Source organism: Pseudomonas sp. F-14 TE3623, from assembly GCF_053629015.1.
This window is the reverse complement of sequence record NZ_JBRJHM010000001.1, coordinates 822,816-845,346: the sequence shown is the minus strand read 5'-3', so window position 1 is coordinate 845,346 and position 22,531 is coordinate 822,816. Positions and strand designations below refer to the sequence as shown.

Annotated in this window: 12 protein-coding genes, 2 tRNA genes and 4 rRNA genes; 9 read left to right on the top strand and 9 right to left on the bottom strand. The window is 56.2% G+C overall.

Going from position 1 to position 22,531, the window contains the following annotated elements; all coding sequences use genetic code 11:
- Positions 1 to 111 precede the first annotated feature (111 nt).
- Complete coding sequence (locus AB7M29_RS03920; protein WP_454246363.1) at positions 112 to 1,992, bottom strand: methyl-accepting chemotaxis protein; 1,881 nt, start codon at positions 1,990 to 1,992, stop codon at positions 112 to 114.
- Positions 1,993 to 2,294: 302 nt separating this feature from the next.
- On the opposite strand from AB7M29_RS03920, the gene AB7M29_RS03915 reads away from it, so the two are divergent.
- The 4 genes from AB7M29_RS03915 (at position 2,295) to AB7M29_RS03900 (ending at position 7,664) form a co-directional block, all read left to right on the top strand.
- Positions 2,295 to 2,795, top strand: coding sequence for a sigma-70 family RNA polymerase sigma factor (locus AB7M29_RS03915; protein WP_008005709.1), 501 nt, complete (start codon positions 2,295 to 2,297; stop codon positions 2,793 to 2,795).
- Complete coding sequence (locus AB7M29_RS03910) at positions 2,795 to 3,808, top strand: FecR domain-containing protein (RefSeq protein WP_454246362.1); 1,014 nt, start codon at positions 2,795 to 2,797, stop codon at positions 3,806 to 3,808. Before AB7M29_RS03915 ends, AB7M29_RS03910 begins: the two co-directional genes overlap by 1 nt.
- An 87-nt stretch (positions 3,809 to 3,895) precedes the next feature.
- The gene (locus AB7M29_RS03905; protein WP_217858918.1) at positions 3,896 to 6,397 is read left to right on the top strand and encodes a TonB-dependent siderophore receptor; all 2,502 of its coding nucleotides are present in this window, start codon (positions 3,896 to 3,898) and stop codon (positions 6,395 to 6,397) included.
- Between the two features lie 70 nt (positions 6,398 to 6,467).
- Positions 6,468 to 7,664, top strand: a complete 1,197-nt coding sequence (locus tag AB7M29_RS03900) for a PepSY-associated TM helix domain-containing protein (protein ID WP_454246361.1) — start codon at positions 6,468 to 6,470, stop codon at positions 7,662 to 7,664.
- Positions 7,665 to 7,729: 65 nt separating this feature from the next.
- Here the strand turns inward: AB7M29_RS03900 and rrf (AB7M29_RS03895) are convergent.
- The 8 genes from rrf (AB7M29_RS03895) to AB7M29_RS03860 all read right to left on the bottom strand — a co-directional run bounded on the left by rrf (AB7M29_RS03895) (position 7,730) and on the right by AB7M29_RS03860 (position 16,296).
- Positions 7,730 to 7,845, bottom strand: a 5S ribosomal RNA gene (rrf, locus tag AB7M29_RS03895).
- Positions 7,846 to 7,952: 107 nt separating this feature from the next.
- Positions 7,953 to 8,068 (bottom strand): 5S ribosomal RNA (gene rrf / locus AB7M29_RS03890).
- A gap of 158 nt (positions 8,069 to 8,226) precedes the next feature.
- Positions 8,227 to 11,118: ribosomal RNA gene (locus AB7M29_RS03885) — 23S ribosomal RNA — on the bottom strand.
- 235 nt (positions 11,119 to 11,353) lie between these two features.
- Positions 11,354 to 11,429: transfer RNA gene (locus tag AB7M29_RS03880), tRNA-Ala, on the bottom strand.
- Between the two features lie 30 nt (positions 11,430 to 11,459).
- A tRNA-Ile gene (locus AB7M29_RS03875) sits at positions 11,460 to 11,536 on the bottom strand.
- Between the two features lie 164 nt (positions 11,537 to 11,700).
- A 16S ribosomal RNA gene (locus AB7M29_RS03870) occupies positions 11,701 to 13,239 on the bottom strand.
- The 16S, 23S and 5S rRNA genes sit together here with 2 tRNA genes alongside, the layout of an rRNA operon.
- A gap of 641 nt (positions 13,240 to 13,880) precedes the next feature.
- Positions 13,881 to 15,101 (bottom strand): CaiB/BaiF CoA transferase family protein, encoded by a 1,221-nt coding sequence (locus AB7M29_RS03865; protein ID WP_454246360.1) that lies wholly within the window; start codon positions 15,099 to 15,101, stop codon positions 13,881 to 13,883.
- Between the two features lie 13 nt (positions 15,102 to 15,114).
- Complete coding sequence (locus tag AB7M29_RS03860; RefSeq protein ID WP_030129615.1) at positions 15,115 to 16,296, bottom strand: acyl-CoA dehydrogenase; 1,182 nt, start codon at positions 16,294 to 16,296, stop codon at positions 15,115 to 15,117.
- A 158-nt stretch (positions 16,297 to 16,454) separates the two neighbouring features.
- Here AB7M29_RS03860 and AB7M29_RS03855 point away from each other — a divergent pair, with 158 nt between their 5' ends.
- The 5 genes from AB7M29_RS03855 to AB7M29_RS03835 all read left to right on the top strand — a co-directional run bounded on the left by AB7M29_RS03855 (position 16,455) and on the right by AB7M29_RS03835 (position 22,368).
- Positions 16,455 to 17,354 carry a LysR family transcriptional regulator gene (locus AB7M29_RS03855; protein ID WP_052963602.1) on the top strand — a complete coding sequence of 300 codons (900 nt, stop codon included), beginning with the start codon at positions 16,455 to 16,457 and terminating at the stop codon, positions 17,352 to 17,354.
- A gap of 434 nt (positions 17,355 to 17,788) precedes the next feature.
- Positions 17,789 to 18,910, top strand: coding sequence for a Re/Si-specific NAD(P)(+) transhydrogenase subunit alpha (locus AB7M29_RS03850; RefSeq protein WP_217857053.1), 1,122 nt, complete (start codon positions 17,789 to 17,791; stop codon positions 18,908 to 18,910).
- A 15-nt stretch (positions 18,911 to 18,925) separates the two neighbouring features.
- Positions 18,926 to 19,249: an NAD(P) transhydrogenase subunit alpha gene (locus AB7M29_RS03845; RefSeq protein WP_003187010.1), complete on the top strand. Its 324-nt coding sequence runs from the start codon at positions 18,926 to 18,928 to the stop codon at positions 19,247 to 19,249.
- Complete coding sequence (locus AB7M29_RS03840) at positions 19,249 to 20,685, top strand: NAD(P)(+) transhydrogenase (Re/Si-specific) subunit beta (RefSeq protein WP_448722617.1); 1,437 nt, start codon at positions 19,249 to 19,251, stop codon at positions 20,683 to 20,685. Before AB7M29_RS03845 ends, AB7M29_RS03840 begins: the two co-directional genes overlap by 1 nt.
- A gap of 189 nt (positions 20,686 to 20,874) precedes the next feature.
- Entirely contained in the window at positions 20,875 to 22,368 is a 1,494-nt protein-coding gene (locus tag AB7M29_RS03835; RefSeq protein WP_454246359.1) for an acetyl-CoA hydrolase/transferase family protein, read from the top strand.
- The last annotated feature ends 163 nt before the right edge of the window (positions 22,369 to 22,531 follow it).

Genomic DNA, 22,531 nt, shown 5'->3' with positions numbered 1-22,531 from the left:
CTCGCTCCCACATGGGATTTTCAGTGATCACAACATTTGTGAACGACTGAGAACCCCTGTGGGAGCGAGCCTGCTCGCGATTGAACGATAACGCGGTAGAACTGACCTCAATCAGATCTTGAAACTATCAACCAACTGCTTCAACCGATTGGCCTGCTGGGACAGCGCATCGCAATCCTTCAATGTTTCATTGAGGTTGGCCACGCTCTGCTGGTTCAGCAGGTTGATCTGGTTGACGTCAACGTTGAGAGTTTCCACCACGGCGGTCTGCTCTTCGGTCGCCGCGGCTACCGACTGGTTCATGCCGTCGATTTCGCCGATGCGCTGGGTCACGCTGACCAGGCGCAGGCCGGCCTGGTTCGCCACTTCAACGCTCTGCTCGCTGGACACCTGACTGGCATTCATCGTGGTCACCGCTTCGCGAGAACCGATCTGCAGCGAGCTGATCATCTTGTGGATCTCTTCCGCCGATTCCTGAGTGCGATGAGCAAGGTTACGCACCTCGTCCGCCACCACCGCAAAACCACGACCGGCCTCACCGGCACGAGCCGCTTCGATGGCCGCGTTGAGCGCCAGCAAGTTGGTCTGCTGGGAGATACCTTTGATCACATCGAGAATGTGACCGATGTTGTCGGTGCTCGCGTTCAGGGTTTCGATCTGCGTGCAGGACAGGCTGATTTTTTGCGACAGCTCAGTCATGGCCAGGATGGTTTTTTCCACCACCTGACGACCGTCATCGGCCTGCTCGCTCGCGCCGCTGGCGTGTTGCGAAGCATCGGCGGCGTTGCGGGCGATTTCCTGGGTAGCAGCGCCCAATTGGTTGATCGCCGCGGCCACGCTGTTGGTGCGGGCGCTTTGTTCGTCGGAGCCAATGATCGAAGCATTGGACGATGCCATCACCCGTTGCGACAGGTCATGCACCTGACGGGTCGCCGAGGAGACTTCGGAAATCGACGCGTGAATCCGCTCCACGAATTGGTTGAAGGAGCCGCCCAACTCGCCGAACTCATCTTTGCTTTCTACGACCAGACGACGGGTCAGGTCGCCCTCACCCTGAGCGATGTCCTGCATCGCTCGACCCATCGTGGTCAGCGGACGCATCAGCACGCTGATCAACAGACTCAGCAGCACTGCAATGGCGGTCACGGCGATGAACATCGCGATCAGCGCCGAGGTGCGGAATTGGCTCAGTGGTGCGTAGGCCTTGGCCTTGTCGATCGACAGACCGACGTACCACTCGGCATTCGGCAAACCACTCACCGGCGTGAACGAGAGGATGCGGTCCTGCTTGTTCAGTTCTACTTCCTGATTGCCTTTCCCGATACGGACACTGGAACCCGGATAGATGTCTTTCAGGTTCTTCATCACTTGGTCCTTGTCCGGGCTGACGATCACCTGACCGTCGGCGCTGACGAGGAACGCGTGACCGATGCCACCGAATTCCACCGAGTTGATGATCTTCACCAGGGTTTCCAGACTCAGGTCGCCGCCGACAACGCCCAACAGTTCGCCTTGCTTCTTCACCGGCATAGCGATGGTCACCACCAACCCGCCGACCGCAGCCATGTAAGGCGGGGTCAGCATGGTCTTGTCGGCGACCACGGCTTGTTTGTACCAAGGGCGCTGACGCGGATCGTAGCCGTCCGGCATCTTCGCGTCAGGGCGCTGGGTGAACACACCATTGGCCTGCCCGACGTAGGTGAACTGGAAGTTGGAAGTGAGGGCGGGTTGATCGACCAGCCCCGGAAAATCGGCATTGGCGCCTTGATGAGCGACGTTCTGCGCGAGGTTTTCCAGGACCAGCACGCGGCCGCTCATCCAGTTCTGCACGCTGCTGGCGGTCAGCTCTCCGGCTTGCTCAACGGAAGACTCGAGGTTCTGTCGGATGGTGTTTCGCTGCAGATAGTCGTTGTACAAAGTGAACAACGCAAAAGCCAACACCACGACGCCTGAAGCGGCCAGCAGAATTTTATGGCTGAACTTGAGATTCATTTCATGGGACTTCTTATGCAAAAAGTGGGGATGCGTTCCGGGTTGCAACATTCCATGTAACAGCGCAGACGGCATTCTGGAGCCGCTCTACTTTGGTGCACGCATGTCTCACCAAGGCTGTCGGCACGAGTGGGAGAAATCTTAGGGATTTGTACGAAACCCGTCAGATACCCGCCGAACGGCATGCTAGAACGCCCGAGTAGCAGTGTTTGCTGACGATTGCTCGAACGGCAGTTGCAAATTTTTCGACCCTTGATGACAATGCGACTAATTATCATTTGTGACGTCGGGCTGTCGCGTTCATGTCTTCACCTGAGTTTGCAGTACAGGCGCTTTACAGCAGTCATCACGGGTGGCTCAACACGTGGCTGCGCGCGCGATTGGGCAATGCGGCCGATGCGGCGGATCTGGCTCAGGATACGTTCGTCCGTCTGCTGCAAAGAACCGAACGCCTGGAGCTCAAGGCCCCCCGCGCCTTTCTGCGAACCATCGCTCGCGGTCTGGTGATCGACCACTGGCGCCGTGAGGAAATCGAGCGCGCGTACCTGGAAACCATTGCCCATTTGCCCGAGGCCGAAACCCCGAGCGCCGAGGCACGGGCATTGGTGCTCGAATTGCTGGAAAGCATCGCCCGCATGCTTGAAGGCCTGAAGCCGAAAGTGCGTCAGGCATTTCTGCTGGCCCAGTGCGAAGGACTTACCCACAAGCAGATCGCAGAACACATGGGATTATCCCTACGCTCAGTGGAACGCTATGTGGCCGACGCGCTATATCACTGTTACGTGCTGCGGTATGAAGCGTGATGCCTGTGGATAACTCAGCGCTGAACCGTCGCGGCGAGTCACATCAGCAGGTGGTTAAACAAGCTATCCATTGGTTACTGCGTCTGCGCAACAACGCGACCAATTCCAGACTGCGCCAGCAGTGCCACGTCTGGCGAGCGGAACACCGTGAGCACGAACTGGCCTGGCAACGGGTGCAGTCCCTGCAAGCCGAGTTGAGCAGTAATCTGCGCGCGGTGCCCGGCGCCCAAGTCGCTTTCAACACTTTGGAAAACAGCGCACAGGGATTGGGGCGGCGTCAGGCATTGAAGCTGCTATCGGGCGCATTGCTAATGGGTTCAGCGGCGTGGTTGGGCAAGGATACGATCGGCTGGCAGCAGTGGACCGCCGACTTCGCCACCGCCACGGGCGAGCGACGCGGTTTCCAGTTACCGGATGGCACGCGCCTGGAACTCAACACCGCCAGCGCGGTGGATCTGGACTACACCGCGCAGCAGCGCTTGATCAAACTGACTCGCGGCGAAATCATCGTGACGTGCGGTGGGGCAAGTGAAGGGGTTTCGTTTGATCGACCGTTGCGGGTGCAAAGCCGTCATGGCGTGTTCGAAAGTGTGGCGGCGCGCTTCATCGTTCGTCAGGACACCGACTGCACGCGGCTGAGCGTCACCAGCGGCACGGTCGCGATCCATTCGCCACGGGCGGCTGATGGCCTGCCGATTCAGGTGCAGGCCGGGCAGAGTTATCTGATCGATCGCAGTCGCGCGCAGTTGGCACCGCCTCAAAACATGGATGCCGGCGCCTGGGTGGACGGCCTGATCGTCACCCGAAACATGCGCCTCGGGGATTTCATTAATGAAGTCGGGCGTTACCGGCCCGGTTACCTGACCTGCGCGGCGGACATTGCCCACTTGCGGCTGTCCGGGGTTTTCCGCCTCGAAGATACCGACAAACTGCTGGCTATCCTGCCGCACACCCTGCCGGTGCAACTGCGCTATCGCACTCGCTATTGGGTGACGCTGGAGCAACAGGCCTGAATTATTTTTGGCGGGTTTTCCGAACAAGTCCGGCTTAGTCAGTAAGCACTTCAACTCTGCCTTCAGCGACTTCCTACGGAACCTACAATGACTGTGCGCGCCATCAGTAAGAACCCTCTCCATTTCGCCGCGGAATCAGGCGTATTGCGCCACGCCATCCGCGCGGCGCTGTTCTCGACCGCATTGAGTGTCGGCCTGCTGCCGACACTTGGCGTTGCAGCCCAGGGCAGCGAAGTCACTAGTCACCGCTACAACATCGCCGCCGGCCCCTTGAGCGATGTGCTCAATCAATTCGCGCGTCAGGCGGGCATCACGCTGTCGACGACTCCAGCTCAAACTCAGGGCCTTCAATCGCCGGGATTACAGGGCGACTATTCGGCGGATCAGGCGTTGAGCCATTTGCTCAACGGCACAGGGCTTGTGGCCGTCAGTCAGGATGGCAGCAGCTATGTGCTGCGGCCGGTCGCTGAAACCGAAGCCCTGGCGCTACCCACCACCGACATCAAAGGCTTCGCCCTGGGCAATGCGCTGGGCAGCATGGATGGCTACAACGCAACGCACAGCCAGATCGCCACCAAGACCAGTACCGCGCTGCTGGAAACCTCACAAAGCGTGTCCGTGGTGACCCGCGAGCAAATGGACGACCAAGGCTCGCAAACCGTGTCCCAGGCAATGCGCTACACCCCGGGCGTGCTGACCAACCCTTACGGCGCAACCCACCGGTATGACTACGTGGCGATGCGCGGTTTCAACGACGGCTCGGTGGATAATATCTATCTCGACGGCCTCAAATCCATGGGCGACAGCGGCACCTACAGCACCATGCAGGTGGACCCGTACTTCCTCGAACGAGTCGATATTCTCAAAGGGCCATCGTCGGTGCTCTACGGTCGTAGCTCGCCGGGTGGGCTGGTGGCGTTGACCAGCAAGAAACCGTTGTATGAGCCCTATCATCAGGTTCAAGCCACGGTGGGCACGCAAGGCCAGCGCGGCATGGGTTTCGACTTCAGCGGGCCGGTGGATGATGACAAGCGTATTGCCTATCGGCTGACAGGGTTGGCGGATCAGTCTGACACACAGTTCGACCACAATAAGGAAAAGCGCTTCGCCTTGGCGCCGACGGTGAGCATCGACCTCACCGAAGATACCTCACTGACGCTGCAAGCCTATCTGCAACACGATCCCGACGGCGGCTATCACGGCGGCGTCCCGGCCGATGGCACGATCCATCAGCGCAATGGCAATCGGATCTCTCCAAACTTCTTCGAAGGTGAGCCGGGCATTGATGGTTTCCAGCGTGATCAACAGTCCTTCGGTTATCAGTTCGAACACCGCTTCAACGACGTCTTTACCGCGCGGCAGAACTTCCGCTATCTGGACTCCAAGGTGAAGATCGATCAGGTTTACGCGTATGGCTGGACCACCCCCACCAGTAACGAGTTGAACCGCTACTACACCGGCGGCGACGAAAAGCTCCACGCCTTTATCGTCGATAACATGCTGCAAGCCGAGTTCTTCACCGGCGCAACCAAACACACCGTGCTGATGGGCGCGGACTACCAACGACGCAAAACGGTGGTCGACTGGACCAGTGGCGGTCTTGCGCCGATCGATGCGTTCAATCCGGTGTACGGCAATTCGGCCATCGACTTCTACAGCCCGACCAGCTATCTGCGTCGCTTGGAACAGACCGGCATCTACCTGCAAGACCTGATCGAGATGGATAAGTGGCGCTTCTCTTTGGGTCTGCGTCAGGACTGGGTTGAAACCTCCGATGAAAATCGACTGGCTGAAGCGGGACGCCCTGTGGGCACGGAAATCAGTGACAAACGCACCAAGCTGACGGGCCGAGCCGGGGCGTTGTACCTGTTCGATAACGGCATCGCGCCGTACATCAGTTATTCCGAGTCGTTCAACCCGAACTCCTACGCGGACAGCGCCGGCAATCCTCTGGCACCAACCGATGGCACCCAGTGGGAAGTGGGCCTGAAATACCAGCCGCCGGGCACCGATAACTTGTTCACGGCATCGCTGTTCCGCATCGATCAGGAAAACCTGGCGACCAAACTGCCGCAGGAAAACTTCTATCGCGCTGTCGGCGCCGTCCGCTCCCAAGGTCTGGAACTGGAAGCGCACATGCAGCTGACCGATAACCTGAAAGTCCTCGGCAGCTACACCTTCACCGACATCGAGTATTCGAAGTCGATGATCAGTACGTTGAGCACCGACACCGACGTGATCGAAAACAAGGGCAACTCGCCGACACAGGCGCCACGTCATATGGCCTCGGTCTGGGCGGACTACAAATTCGACAGCGCAGCGCTTGATGGCCTGCGTCTGGGCGGCGGCGTGCGTTATGTCGGTTACAGCTGGGCCGATGCGGAAAACACCCTGAAGGTGCCGTCCTACACGCTGTTCGATGCGTCTGTCGGCTATGACCTGGGCAAGGTGGGTTTGAAGGGCGTGGACGTACGTCTGAATGCGAACAACCTGACCAACGAGTCCTACGTGGCCTCCTGTGCCAGCCTGAACTTCTGCTACTTGGGTGAAGAGCGCAACGTCGCCGCTACCGTGAGCTACCAGTTCTAACGACTCGTTATCCAAAAAAGCCAGCCCCTGAATCCTGGGGCTGGCTTTGTCGTCTCTGCAGGAAAATTCCATGCGTGCATTTCTGGTTTTACTTCATCGCTACATCGGTTTGGCGACCGCATTGTTTCTGCTGATGGCGGGGCTTACGGGCAGCATTCTGGCGTTCAATCATGAGCTGGATGAGTGGCTCAATCCGGAGTTCTATTCAGCGTCTGCCGACGGCCAACGTTTGCCGCCCGGCACGTTGGTCGACAAGCTGCAAGCGGAGCATCCGAGGCTGCAAGTCTGGTACATGGAGTACCCGTCAGAACCGGCTCATACCGCATTGCTCGCTGCGGTGCCACGCAATGACCCTGCGACCGGAAAACCTTTTGCCGAGCCCAATCAGGTGTTCTATCTGGATCCGGTCAATGGCGAGCAGATGGGGCAGCGGTACTGGGGGGAATGCTGTTTTCAGCGGGAGAACTTCATCCCGTTCATTCTGGAGTTCCACTACAACCTGGTCCTGCCGAATAACTGGGGATTGTTGTTAATGGGACTGGTCGCGATCGCCTGGGTTGTCGATTGTTTTATTGCGCTTTGGCTGACGCTTCCACGAGGGAAACCATTCTGGAAGAAGTGGTCAACAGCCTGGAAGATCAAGGGCGGGCACGCCTATCGGCTGAACTTCGACCTGCATCGGGCGGGTGGTTTGTGGCTTTGGTTATTGCTGCTGCCGATCGCTATCAGCAGTGTCGCCATGAATCTGCCGAGCCAAGTCTTCAAGCCTGCGGTTTCACTGTTTTCACCAATTGAACCGAGCGTCTATGAGGCCCGCGGGCGTATGCCTGCCGGAGAGTTGGGGGTTACGCGGCTGAGTTATCAACAGGCTTATGAACGTGCATTGCAGGAAGGACAAAGACTGGGGCTGACCGCTGCGATCGGAGAGTTGTACTACAGCTTTGAGTACAACTTTTATGGCGCAGGGTTTGGACAACATGATACCGAGGCTCATGGAAAATCCTGGCTGTTCTTCCATGGCACGGACGGGCGTTTACTGGGACAGGAAATCGCAGGGCAAGGCACCTTGGGAGAGCGTTTTTATCGGCTGCAATTGCCAATCCACGGAGGGCGAATCATTGGGCTCACCGGGCAAGTGATGATCGCGGTGTTGGGTGTTGTGATTGCAGTATTGTCGGTGACGGGAATCTATATCTGGTGGCGCAAGTTGCTGGCTCGAAGGAGTAGCAAGGCACGCAAGAGCGGCATGTACCCCATACCGGATTGAGGTTTCTATAGCCCAGAAAGACAAAACCCCTGTCTGCATAAGCAGACAGGGGTTTCGGAATTCAATCTTGACGATGACCTACTCTCACATGGGGAAACCCCACACTACCATCGGCGATGCATCGTTTCACTGCTGAGTTCGGGATGGGATCAGGTGGTTCCAATGCTCTATGGTCGTCAAGAAATTCTGTGACCAGCCCGTTACAGCGGTAACGTGCCAGCAAAATCGGTGACTTCTACTAAAACAAAACCCCTACCTGCATACGCAGATAGGGGTTTCGGAATTTAATCTTGACGATGACCTACTCTCACATGGGGAAACCCCACACTACCATCGGCGATGCATCGTTTCACTGCTGAGTTCGGGATGGGATCAGGTGGTTCCAATGCTCTATGGTCGTCAAGAAATTCGGTAGCCAGCTCGTTTGCCTTGCGGCTCACGCTCCAGCGAATGGGTATGCGATAGTTTGGTGTTTTGTGAGTATCTCGAACTTTCGGTTCGTTTCGTCTTCACACACCGCAATCTGGTGCCTTTTCAGGTCAGCAAATTGCTTGGGTGTTATATGGTCAAGCCTCACGGGCAATTAGTATTGGTTAGCTCAACGCCTCACAGCGCTTACACACCCAACCTATCAACGTCGTAGTCTTCGACGGCCCTTCAGGGGACTCAAGGTCCCAGTGAGATCTCATCTTGAGGCTAGTTTCCCGCTTAGATGCTTTCAGCGGTTATCTATTCCGAACATAGCTACCCGGCAATGCCACTGGCGTGACAACCGGAACACCAGAGGTTCGTCCACTCCGGTCCTCTCGTACTAGGAGCAGCCCCTCTCAAATCTCAAACGTCCACGGCAGATAGGGACCGAACTGTCTCACGACGTTCTAAACCCAGCTCGCGTACCACTTTAAATGGCGAACAGCCATACCCTTGGGACCGGCTTCAGCCCCAGGATGTGATGAGCCGACATCGAGGTGCCAAACACCGCCGTCGATATGAACTCTTGGGCGGTATCAGCCTGTTATCCCCGGAGTACCTTTTATCCGTTGAGCGATGGCCCTTCCATACAGAACCACCGGATCACTAAGACCTACTTTCGTACCTGCTCGACGTGTCTGTCTCGCAGTCAAGCGCGCTTTTGCCTTTATACTCTACGACCGATTTCCGACCGGTCTGAGCGCACCTTCGTACTCCTCCGTTACTCTTTAGGAGGAGACCGCCCCAGTCAAACTACCCACCATACACTGTCCTCGATCCGGATAACGGACCTGAGTTAGAACCTCAAAGTTGCCAGGGTGGTATTTCAAGGTTGGCTCCACGCGAACTGGCGTCCACGCTTCAAAGCCTCCCACCTATCCTACACAAGCAAATTCAAAGTCCAGTGCAAAGCTATAGTAAAGGTTCACGGGGTCTTTCCGTCTAGCCGCGGATACACTGCATCTTCACAGCGATTTCAATTTCACTGAGTCTCGGGTGGAGACAGCGCCGCCATCGTTACGCCATTCGTGCAGGTCGGAACTTACCCGACAAGGAATTTCGCTACCTTAGGACCGTTATAGTTACGGCCGCCGTTTACCGGGGCTTCGATCAAGAGCTTCGCGTTAGCTAACCCCATCAATTAACCTTCCGGCACCGGGCAGGCGTCACACCCTATACGTCCACTTTCGTGTTTGCAGAGTGCTGTGTTTTTAATAAACAGTCGCAGCGGCCTGGTATCTTCGACCGGCGTGGGCTTACGCAGTAAATGCTTCACCCTCACCGGCGCACCTTCTCCCGAAGTTACGGTGCCATTTTGCCTAGTTCCTTCACCCGAGTTCTCTCAAGCGCCTTGGTATTCTCTACCCAACCACCTGTGTCGGTTTGGGGTACGGTTCCTGGTTACCTGAAGCTTAGAAGCTTTTCTTGGAAGCATGGCATCAACCACTTCGTGTTCTAAAAGAACACTCGTCATCAGCTCTCGGCCTTAAGATCCCGGATTTACCTAAGATCTCAGCCTACCACCTTAAACTTGGACAACCAACGCCAAGCTGGCCTAGCCTTCTCCGTCCCTCCATCGCAATAACCAGAAGTACAGGAATATTAACCTGTTTTCCATCGACTACGCTTTTCAGCCTCGCCTTAGGGACCGACTAACCCTGCGTCGATTAACGTTGCGCAGGAAACCTTGGTCTTTCGGCGTGGGTGTTTTTCACACCCATTGTCGTTACTCATGTCAGCATTCGCACTTCTGATACCTCCAGCAAGCTTCTCAACTCACCTTCACAGGCTTACAGAACGCTCCTCTACCGCATCACCTAAGTGATACCCGTAGCTTCGGTGTATGGTTTGAGCCCCGTTACATCTTCCGCGCAGGCCGACTCGACTAGTGAGCTATTACGCTTTCTTTAAAGGGTGGCTGCTTCTAAGCCAACCTCCTAGCTGTCTAAGCCTTCCCACATCGTTTCCCACTTAACCATAACTTTGGGACCTTAGCTGACGGTCTGGGTTGTTTCCCTTTTCACGACGGACGTTAGCACCCGCCGTGTGTCTCCCATGCTCGGCACTTGTAGGTATTCGGAGTTTGCATCGGTTTGGTAAGTCGGGATGACCCCCTAGCCGAAACAGTGCTCTACCCCCTACAGTGATACATGAGGCGCTACCTAAATAGCTTTCGAGGAGAACCAGCTATCTCCGAGCTTGATTAGCCTTTCACTCCGATCCACAGGTCATCCGCTAACTTTTCAACGGTAGTCGGTTCGGTCCTCCAGTTAGTGTTACCCAACCTTCAACCTGCCCATGGATAGATCGCCCGGTTTCGGGTCTATTCCCAGCGACTAGACGCCCTATTAAGACTCGCTTTCGCTACGCCTCCCCTATTCGGTTAAGCTCGCCACTGAAAATAAGTCGCTGACCCATTATACAAAAGGTACGCAGTCACCCAACAAAGTGGGCTCCCACTGCTTGTACGCATACGGTTTCAGGATCTATTTCACTCCCCTCTCCGGGGTTCTTTTCGCCTTTCCCTCACGGTACTAGTTCACTATCGGTCAGTCAGTAGTATTTAGCCTTGGAGGATGGTCCCCCCATATTCAGACAAAGTTTCTCGTGCTCCGTCCTACTCGATTTCATGACCAAGAGATTTTCGCGTACAGGGCTATCACCCACTATGGCCGCACTTTCCAGAGCGTTCCGCTAATCTCAAAGCCACTTAAGGGCTAGTCCCCGTTCGCTCGCCACTACTAAGGGAATCTCGGTTGATTTCTTTTCCTCAGGGTACTTAGATGTTTCAGTTCCCCTGGTTCGCTTCTTAAGCCTATGTATTCAGCTTAAGATACCTAACTTATGTTAGGTGGGTTCCCCCATTCAGACATCTCCGGATCAAAGTCTGTTTGCCGACTCCCCGAAGCTTTTCGCAGGCTACCACGTCTTTCATCGCCTCTGACTGCCAAGGCATCCACCGTATGCGCTTCTTCACTTGACCATATAACCCCAAGCAATCTGGTTATACTGTGAAGACGACATTCGCCGAAAATTCGCGATTAAACTCACAAATTTTACCTTAGCCTGATCACCACCAGTGAAAGTGGCCATCAGTCTATCTTTCTATCACATACCCAAATTTTTAAAGAACGATCTAATCAAAGACTAGAAATCAACATTCATCACCGTCACGATGGAATGCTCATTTCTAAGCTTTCAACAAACAGAAGCAGTAGTGGTGGAGCCAAACGGGATCGAACCGTTGACCTCCTGCGTGCAAGGCAGGCGCTCTCCCAGCTGAGCTATGGCCCCGTATTTCTACAGGCGTTTCCCACACAAAATTGGTGGGTCTGGGCAGATTCGAACTGCCGACCTCACCCTTATCAGGGGTGCGCTCTAACCAACTGAGCTACAGACCCAATTTCGAGCTACTAAGGCCGACCTCACCCTGCTCTTAACCACGAAGCATGGGGTGCGCTCTAACCAACTCAGCTACAACCTGATACAGGCTGCTTCTTTATCGTCTTCTTCAATGAATCAAGCAATTCGTGTGGGAACTTATGGAGCAGCTGATGTCGTCGATTAAGGAGGTGATCCAGCCGCAGGTTCCCCTACGGCTACCTTGTTACGACTTCACCCCAGTCATGAATCACACCGTGGTAACCGTCCTCCCGAAGGTTAGACTAGCTACTTCTGGTGCAACCCACTCCCATGGTGTGACGGGCGGTGTGTACAAGGCCCGGGAACGTATTCACCGCGACATTCTGATTCGCGATTACTAGCGATTCCGACTTCACGCAGTCGAGTTGCAGACTGCGATCCGGACTACGATCGGTTTTCTGGGATTAGCTCCACCTCGCGGCTTGGCAACCCTCTGTACCGACCATTGTAGCACGTGTGTAGCCCAGGCCGTAAGGGCCATGATGACTTGACGTCATCCCCACCTTCCTCCGGTTTGTCACCGGCAGTCTCCTTAGAGTGCCCACCATAACGTGCTGGTAACTAAGGACAAGGGTTGCGCTCGTTACGGGACTTAACCCAACATCTCACGACACGAGCTGACGACAGCCATGCAGCACCTGTCTCAATGTTCCCGAAGGCACCAATCCATCTCTGGAAAGTTCATTGGATGTCAAGGCCTGGTAAGGTTCTTCGCGTTGCTTCGAATTAAACCACATGCTCCACCGCTTGTGCGGGCCCCCGTCAATTCATTTGAGTTTTAACCTTGCGGCCGTACTCCCCAGGCGGTCAACTTAATGCGTTAGCTGCGCCACTAAGAGCTCAAGGCTCCCAACGGCTAGTTGACATCGTTTACGGCGTGGACTACCAGGGTATCTAATCCTGTTTGCTCCCCACGCTTTCGCACCTCAGTGTCAGTATCAGTCCAGGTGGTCGCCTTCGCCACTGGTGTTCCTTCCTATATCTACGCATTTCACCGCTACACAGGAAATTCCACCACCCTCTACCATACTCTAGCTCGTCAGTTTTGAATGCAGTTCCCAGGTTGAGCCCGGGGATTTCACATCCAACTTAACGAACCACCTACGCGCGCTTTACGCCCAGTAATTCCGATTAACGCTTGCACCCTCTGTATTACCGCGGCTGCTGGCACAGAGTTAGCCGGTGCTTATTCTGTCGGTAACGTCAAAACAATTACGTATTAGGTAACTGCCCTTCCTCCCAACTTAAAGTGCTTTACAATCCGAAGACCTTCTTCACACACGCGGCATGGCTGGATCAGGCTTTCGCCCATTGTCCAATATTCCCCACTGCTGCCTCCCGTAGGAGTCTGGACCGTGTCTCAGTTCCAGTGTGACTGATCATCCTCTCAGACCAGTTACGGATCGTCGCCTTGGTGAGCCATTACCTCACCAACTAGCTAATCCGACCTAGGCTCATCTGATAGCGCAAGGCCCGAAGGTCCCCTGCTTTCTCCCGTAGGACGTATGCGGTATTAGCGTCCGTTTCCGAGCGTTATCCCCCACTACCAGGCAGATTCCTAGGCATTACTCACCCGTCCGCCGCTCGCCACCAGGTACAAGTACCCGTGCTGCCGCTCGACTTGCATGTGTTAGGCCTGCCGCCAGCGTTCAATCTGAGCCATGATCAAACTCTTCAGTTCAAACATCTTTGGGTTTTTAAGAAACCCTAAACTTGGCTCAGCAATCGTTGGTTACATCTTTGATTTCTCGCGGAGTAACTTGTGATGCTGATAATCTTGTTGACTATCAGTCTGACTCCACAAGCACCCACACGAATTGCTTGATTCAGTTGTTAAAGAGCGATTGGTTAAGATCTTTCGTCTCAACCGAGGCGCGCATTCTACAGCAGCCTCTGTTGCTGTCAAGCGGTTATTTTCAGAAGTTTTCAAAGTTTCCTTTGTAACTTCAACCACTTGCGCTTCCGATCTCTCGTTAGCGGGAGGCGAATTCTACAGCGTTACTCGCTGCTGTCAACACCTCTTTTTCTCCGCTTTCGACCGAGATGATCGAACCGTCAATAAGGCGAAAACACACTGCCTTACCAACTCCTTCTGGCTTCGATGAACTGAAGCGTAACCGCTGTCGAAAACCGCATAACTCTTTGTTTACCAAGGAGTTTTCCGTTTCGACTGCGCCGGAAGTGGGGCGAATTATAGACTTCCAGAATCTGCCGTCAACCCCTGATTACGCTTTTCTATCAATAGCTTGCGGAAAGCCGGAAAACTGCGCATTCCCCTCTATATAGGAGAGCAAAACCAGCCCTGCTATATAGAAGGAATACTCAGAGCACTCCAGACGCCTTGAACCCGGCAACAACGCCGGCATCCAGACCCAACACCCGCTGCAAAACCTCCAGCGTGTGCTCGCCCAACAAAGGAGGCGCATTACGGTACTCCACCGGAGTCTCGGACAGACGAATCGGGCTCGCAACCTGCGGCACCATCCCGGCCAAAGCATGAGGCAGCTCAATGGCCAACCCACGCGCCTGAACCTGAGGATCGGCAAACATCTGAGCCAGATCATTGATCGGTCCGCATGGCACGCCTGCCTGCTCTAACTGCGCCACCCATTCGGCAGTAGTCTTGAACACGGTCGCCTGGCGGATCAGCGGAATCAGTACTGCTCGGTTAGCCACCCGCAATTTGTTGGTCGCAAAACGTGGATCATCCGCCCACTGCGGCTGACCAGCCACCTGCGCAAACTTGCGGAACTGCCCATCGTTACCCACGGTGAGGATGAAGTCGCCATCGGCCGTAGGAAAGTCCTGATAAGGCACGATATTCGGGTGAGCGTTGCCCAGGCGTTTAGGCGCAACGCCTGTAGTCAGGTAGTTCATCGCCTGATTGGCCAGACAAGCCACCTGAACATCCAGCAATGCCATGTCTATATGCTGACCGCCACCGCCCTGATCCCGATGAGCCAAGGCCGCCAGGATCGCTACCGTTGAATAGAGCCCGGTCAAAATATCTGTCAGCGCCACACCGACTTTCACCGGGCCTGCACCCTCATCTCCTTCGGGACGGCCAGTCAAACTCATCAGACCGCCCAAGCCCTGGATCATGAAGTCGTAACCCGCACGTTTGGCATACGGACCTGTCTGACCGAATCCAGTGATCGAGCAATAGATCAGCTTCGGATTAAGCGCCTTGAGCGACTCATAGTCCAACCCATAAGCCGCCAGGCCACCCACCTTGAAGTTTTCAATGAGGATGTCCGACTTTGCCGCCAACTCACGCACCAACTGCTGCCCCTCTGGCCGCGTGAAGTCGATGGTCACTGATTGCTTGTTGCGGTTGGCGGACAAGTAATAGGCCGCCTCGCTGGTGTTCTCGCCATAGGCGTCTTTAAGGAACGGAGGCCCCCAGGCGCGCGTGTCATCGCCATTGCCCGGGCGCTCGACCTTGATGACTTCGGCACCAAGGTCCGCCAGGATCTGCCCGGCCCAAGGCCCGGCAAGCACCCGTGATAAATCCAGTACCCGTAGATGCGAAAGCGCGCCCATGGTCGTTCCCCTATTAATAGAACGCCTGGATGCCGGTCTGCGCGCGACCGAGGATCAGTGCGTGGACGTCATGCGTACCTTCATAGGTATTCACCACCTCCAGATTGACCAGGTGCCGAGCGACACCGAACTCATCGGAGATGCCGTTACCACCCAGCATGTCGCGCGCCATGCGAGCAATGTCCAAGGACTTGCCACAGGAGTTGCGCTTCATCATCGAAGTAATCTCGACGGCAGCAGTGCCTTCATCCTTCATACGACCCAGACGCAGGCAGCCTTGCAGCGCCAGAGTGATCTCGGTCTGCATGTCGGCCAGCTTCTTCTGGATCAACTGTGTGGCCGCCAATGGACGACCAAACTGTTTACGATCCAGGGTGTATTGACGAGCGGTGTGCCAGCAGAACTCGGCAGCGCCCAGTGCGCCCCAGGAAATACCGTAACGCGCCGAGTTAAGGCAGGTAAAAGGGCCTTTCAAACCACGGACATCCGGGAAGATGTTCTCTTCAGGGACAAACACGTTGTCCATGACGATCTCGCCGGTGATGGATGCACGCAGGCCAACCTTGCCGTGAATCGCCGGAGCGCTCAGGCCTTTCCAGCCCTTCTCCAGAACAAAACCACGGATGTCACCCGCGTCGTCCTTGCCCCAAACCACGAACACATCGGCGATCGGGCTGTTGGTGATCCACATTTTGCTGCCGGTGAGGCTGTAGCCGCCTTCCACTTTGCGTGCACGAGTAATCATCGCGCCCGGGTCGGAACCGTGGTCAGGCTCGGTCAGACCGAAGCAACCGATCCATTCACCCGAGGCCAGCTTCGGCAGGTATTTCTGCTTCTGTGCTTCGGTACCGAATTCGTTGATCGGTACCATGACCAGCGAGGACTGCACGCTCATCATCGAGCGATAGCCGGAGTCGACACGCTCGACCTCACGGGCAATCAGACCGTAACTGACGTAGTTAAGGCCGCTGCCACCGTATTGCTCAGGAATGGTCGCACCCAATAGACCCACTTCACCCATCTCACGGAAGATCGCCGGGTCGGTCTTCTCATGACGGAAAGCTTCGAGAACGCGTGGCGCGAGCTTCTGCTGAGCAAATTGCTGAGCCGTGTCGCGAATCATGCGTTCTTCTTCAGTGAGCTGTTGATCCAGCAGCAGGGGATCGATCCAGTTGAAGCTAGCTTTACCGCCCATGAGTGAGTCCTCTCGAATCGGGTCAAATAACGTGGAGTGATCCTAGGCCGGGTTCGGTTTCACGGCAAACGAGGATTTTGCATACTGTTGTGCTAATTTCTCACTCCGTAACGTCGCAAAAATAGCCTGTATGCGATGTATTAGTGAGGTTGACGTACATGCGCAGAAAAATCCCCAGCACAACCGCCCTGATCAGCTTTGAAGCTGCAGCGCGCCACGAGAGCTTTACCAAGGCCGCCCAGGAACTTTCCCTCACGCAGGGAGCGATTTGCCGACAGATCGCCAGCCTTGAGGAGTTCCTCAGCGTCGAACTATTCCGACGTTCGCGGCGCGGAGTGAAGCTGACGGAGGCCGGGCTTTCCTACAGCCGCCGAGTGGCCACCCAACTCGACGCGGTTGAACGGGACACCTTGTCAGTGATGGGCCAACAAGGCGCCAACGTGATCGAGCTGGCGGTGGTACCAACCTTCGGTACTCAATGGCTGCTGCCGCGGCTCAAGGACTTTCAGCACAAACATCCGGAAGTGACGGTTAACCTCACCAACCGCACCCGCCCCTTCCTGTTTGCCGATACCGATTTCGATGCCGCGATCTATTTTGGCGACGCCGACTGGTCGGGTACCGAATCCCACAGGCTAATGGGCGAAAATCCGATGCCGGTGTGCAGCCCCACGTTACTGGGCAAAAAAACCAACCTGAGCCCCAGTGAAATCGCCGAACTGCCCCTGCTGCAGCAGACCACACGCCCTTATGCCTGGCGCCAGTGGTTCAACTCTCAAAACCTGAATATCCCACGAGACATGACAGGGCCGCGTTACGAGCTATTCTCCATGCTTGCTCAAGCGGCGATGCACGATATGGGGATCGCGCTGATTCCACCGTTCCTGATTCAGCGCGAATTAGCAGAGAAGCGTCTGGTGATTGCCAACGCCCAGGCACTATCGAGCATTAAGGCCTACTACCTGATGATTCCCGAGCGAAAGGTCGAATCAGCCTCTTTAAAGGCATTTCGCGATTGGCTGGTGAATCAGGCACAAAGCTACAGCCTAGAAGGATAAAGGCTCGCACTTATTAGCTGACCTCGTAGTCAGCAAAACAAAAGCACTACAGATATAAGTATTTGTCGCATATTGGCAGACTGTACTGAGGAGTAGCACAAACGTCCTACAAAGGCCTGAATACGTGGCCTTGAGCCTCTATTGTCAGGCAATGACGCCTCATTCACCGTGCCGATGTGTAAATTCTTGAATTTTGGACAGAATCCTCACAAGCCACGGCCTGCAAGGGGTTGCTCCGATAAGTGCGACATTCGGTCACGGGGTGACTTGTAGTTAATTTTCCGTCACCCGTCATAATCCCTTGAAGGGCACAAAGTTCGCCTGCAAAATGCCGCGCCCCGCCCTGATTTGGCGGGATCGTGCTGATCGGCCGCCCCAGACGCACCATCCGAAGTGCATGGGTTTACTCAATAAGATCACGCAGGAGATTTGACGTGCACATTGGTGTTCCTCTCGAAACCCAGACGGGTGAAACACGGGTTGCTGCAACCCCGGAAACCATCAAGAAGTTGATCGGCCAGGGTCATAAGGTCACTGTGCAAAGCGGCGCCGGCATTAATGCCAGCGTTGTCGACAGTGCTTATGAAGCGGCAGGCGCAATTATTGGCAGCGCCAATGATGCATTTGGCGCCGAGCTGATCCTCAAGGTGGTTGCCCCCAGCGACAGTGAGCTGACTCTGATCAAGAGCGGTACCGTTGTGGTGGGCATGCTCAATCCGTTCAGCAATGAAACCATTGCCAAGATGGCTGAGTGCGGCATTACCGCTTTCGCACTGGAGGCCGCGCCGCGCACCTCCCGCGCTCAGAGCCTGGATGTGTTGTCCTCCCAGGCGAACATCGCCGGCTATAAAGCCGTGTTGCTGGCTGCTCACTACTATCCACGCTTCATGCCGATGCTGATGACCGCCGCGGGCACCGTGAAAGCGGCGCGCGTGCTGATTCTTGGCGCAGGCGTAGCCGGTTTGCAGGCGATTGCCACGGCGAAACGTCTGGGTGCCGTGATTGAAGCGTCCGACGTGCGTCCTGCGGTGAAGGAACAAATCGAATCCCTGGGTGCGAAATTCGTCGATGTGCCGTACGAAACCGATGAAGAGCGCGAATGCGCCGTCGGTGTCGGCGGTTACGCGCGCCCAATGCCGGCCAGCTGGATGCAGCGCCAGGCCTTGGCCGTGCACGAACGCGCCAAGCAGGCTGACATCGTCATCACCACCGCACTGATCCCGGGCCGCAAGGCGCCGACGCTATTAAGCGCCGAAACCGTGGCGCAGATGAAGCCAGGCTCGGTGGTCATCGACCTCGCGGCAGCCCAGGGCGGCAACTGCCCGCTGACCGTGGCCGATCAGGTGGTCGTCGAGAATGGCGTGACCATTTGCGGCCCGACCAATCTGGCCGGCGCAGTCGCGGCAGACGCTTCGGCACTGTACGCCCGCAACCTGCTGGACTTCCTGAAGCTGGTCTTCAACAAAGAAGGCCAGTTTGAAGTGAACCTCGAAGACGACATCGTCGCCGCGTGCCTGATGTGCCGCGACGGCCAAGTCATCCGCAAAAACGCCTAAGCAGGGATTCAGACGATGGAAGAGCTTATCTCCCCCGGTATCTACAACCTGATCATCTTCGTGCTGGCGATTTATGTCGGTTATCACGTGGTGTGGAACGTTACACCTGCACTTCACACGCCATTGATGGCGGTGACCAACGCCATTTCGGCGATTGTGATCGTCGGCGCCATGCTGGCGGCAGCTTTGACCGTGACCCCACTGGGCAAGACCATGGGCACCCTGGCGGTGGCTCTGGCAGCGGTGAACGTGTTCGGTGGTTTCCTCGTGACTCGCAGAATGCTTGAGATGTTCAAGAAAAAAGCCCCGAAAGCCGTAAAAGAAGAGGCGCCCAAGTAATGAGCATGAATCTGGTAACGACGCTCTACCTGATCGCGTCGATCTGCTTCATCCAGGCCCTCAAAGGCCTGTCGCACCCCACCACGTCGCGGCGCGGCAATGTCTACGGCATGCTCGGCATGGCGTTGGCGATCCTCACTACCGTGGGCCTCATCTATAAGCTGGGCGCTGAGCTTGCTACTGCCGGCATCGGTTACGTCATCGTAGGTCTGTTGGTCGGCGGCACTGCCGGCTCGATCATGGCCAAGCGCGTTGAAATGACCAAGATGCCGGAACTGGTCGCCTTCATGCACAGCATGATCGGTATGGCCGCAGTGTTCATCGCTATTGCGGCGGTGGTCGAGCCGCAGTCTCTGGGCATCGTTAAACAGCTGGGTGATTCGATTCCGGCGGGCAACCGTCTGGAACTGTTCCTCGGCGCAGCCATCGGTGCAATCACCTTCTCCGGTTCGGTGATCGCGTTTGGCAAGCTGTCGGGCAAGTACAAATTCCGTCTGTTCCAGGGCGCACCAGTACAGTTTAGCGGTCAACACAAGCTGAACCTGCTGCTGGGTCTGGCGACGCTGGCACTGGGCATCACCTTCATGCTGACCGGCAATCTCGGCGCGTTTGCTCTGATGCTGGCCCTGGCCTTCGTGATGGGTGTGCTGATCATCATCCCGATCGGCGGCGCCGACATGCCCGTCGTGGTGTCCATGCTGAACAGTTACTCCGGCTGGGCAGCAGCGGGTATCGGCTTCTCGCTGAACAACTCGATGCTGATCATTGCCGGCTCGCTGGTGGGCTCAAGCGGTGCGATTCTCTCGTACATCATGTGCAAGGCGATGAACCGTTCGTTCTTCAACGTTCTGCTCGGCGGCTTCGGCAACACCGCGGACGCGGCTGGCCCGGCTGGTTCGAAAGAAGCCCGCCCGGTGAAATCCGGTTCGGCTGACGACGCCACTTTCCTGCTGACCAACGCCGACACGGTGATCATCGTTCCGGGCTATGGCCTGGCGGTGGCCCGCGCGCAGCACGCATTGAAAGAGCTGACCGAGAAGCTGACCCACCGCGGCGTGACCGTGAAGTACGCCATCCACCCGGTTGCGGGTCGGATGCCTGGCCACATGAACGTATTGCTGGCCGAGGCCGAAGTGCCTTACGACCAGGTGTTCGAGATGGAAGACATCAACTCCGAGTTCGGTCAGGCCGACGTGGTGCTGGTGCTCGGCGCCAACGACGTGGTTAACCCGGCCGCCAAGAACGATCCGAAATCGCCGATTGCCGGCATGCCTATTCTGGAAGCGTTCAAAGCCAAGACCATCATCGTGAACAAGCGCTCGATGGCCAGCGGCTATGCCGGTCTGGACAACGAGCTGTTCTACCTGGACAAGACCATGATGGTTTTCGGCGATGCCAAGAAAGTCATCGAAGACATGGTTAAAGCCGTCGAGTAATACCCTTCGGCAACCTGAACGCCCCGACTCGTCGGGGCGTTTTTGTTTGTGGCTGTTACCGATCCTGTAACGGTGTTTTGTCTGAAAGACCCAGAATAGACGCCTCGAATGCGACCTTGGTAGCGGGACGCAGGCTCATCAAATTCACTAGACTGCGCACCTAGCTTCCGTTGCCCCGAGAAAATAATTATGTACCGTGACCGTATTCGCTTGCCTTCGTTGTTGGACAAGGTGATGAGCGCCGCCGACGCTGCCGCTCTGATTCAGGACGGCATGACCGTCGGCATGAGCGGCTTTACCCGAGCCGGCGAAGCCAAGGCCGTGCCTCATGCACTGGCCGAGCGCGCCAAGGTCACGCCACTGAAAATCACCCTGATGACCGGTGCCAGCCTGGGCAACGACCTCGACAAACAACTGACTGAAGCCGGCGTACTGTCGCGACGCATGCCATTCCAGGTGGATAGCACCCTGCGCAAGGCGATCAATGCCGGCGAAGTCATGTTCATCGACCAGCACCTGTCGGAAACCGTAGAGCTACTGCGTAACCAACAGCTCAAGCTACCGGACATCGCAGTGATCGAAGCCGTGGCAATCACCGAGCAAGGCCATATCGTGCCGACCACCTCGGTAGGCAACTCGGCCAGCTTCGCGATTTTCGCCAAGCACGTGATCGTCGAGATAAACCTGGCTCACAACCCGAATCTCGAAGGTCTGCACGACATCTATATCCCGACCTACCGGCCGACCCGCACCCCGATTCCGCTGGTGAAGGTCGACGACCGCATCGGCAGCACCGCCATCCCGATACCGCCCGAAAAAATCGTCGCGATTGTGATCACTAACCAGTCTGACTCGCCGTCCACTGTCTTGCCGCCGGACAGTGATACACAGGCCATCGCGGACCACCTGATCGATTTCTTCAAACAAGAAGTGGCTGCCGGGCGCATGACCAACAAGCTCGGCCCGCTGCAAGCCGGTATCGGCACTATTGCCAATTCGGTGATGTGCGGCTTGATCGACGCGCCGTTTGAAGACCTGACCATGTACTCCGAAGTGCTGCAGGATTCGACTTTCGACCTGATCGACGCTGGCAAGCTGAGCTTTGCTTCCGGCAGTTCGATCACCCTGTCGAGCCGGCGCAATGCCGATGTGTTCGGGAATCTGGAGCACTATAAGGACAAGCTGGTGCTGCGCCCTCAAGAAATCTCGAACCATCCCGAAGTGGTCCGACGCCTGGGCATCATTGGCATCAACACTGCCTTGGAGTTCGACCTGTACGGCAACGTCAATTCCACCCACGTCTGCGGCACGCGGATGATGAACGGCATCGGCGGCTCCGGCGATTTCGCGCGCAATGCGCACCTGGCGATCTTTGTCACCAAATCGATTGCCAAGGGTGGCGCGATTTCCAGCGTGGTTCCCATGGTCAGCCACGTCGACCACACAGAACATGACGTCGACATTCTCGTGACCGAGATAGGCCTGGCCGACTTGCGTGGCCTGGCACCGCGTGAGCGCGCCCGGGTCATCATCGACAACTGCGTTCACCCGGACTATCGACCAGCCTTGAATGACTACTTCACTGCCGCTTGCGCAGTCGGCGGGCATACCCCGCACATCCTTCGCGATGCCCTGAGTTGGCACATAAACCTGGAAGAAACCGGGCGCATGCTGGCGGGGTAATTGATACAGATTGCAGCTGGCGCAAACACAGTTTCGTCAGCTCGCGGAGATAACACTCAACATCGTCAAAAACTGTACTGCTGTACCGGTCTTTTACTATGAGATTTTCCTATATTTTGCGCTGAACTGAGCAACAATGCACTATGTTAGTGCAGACAAGTAC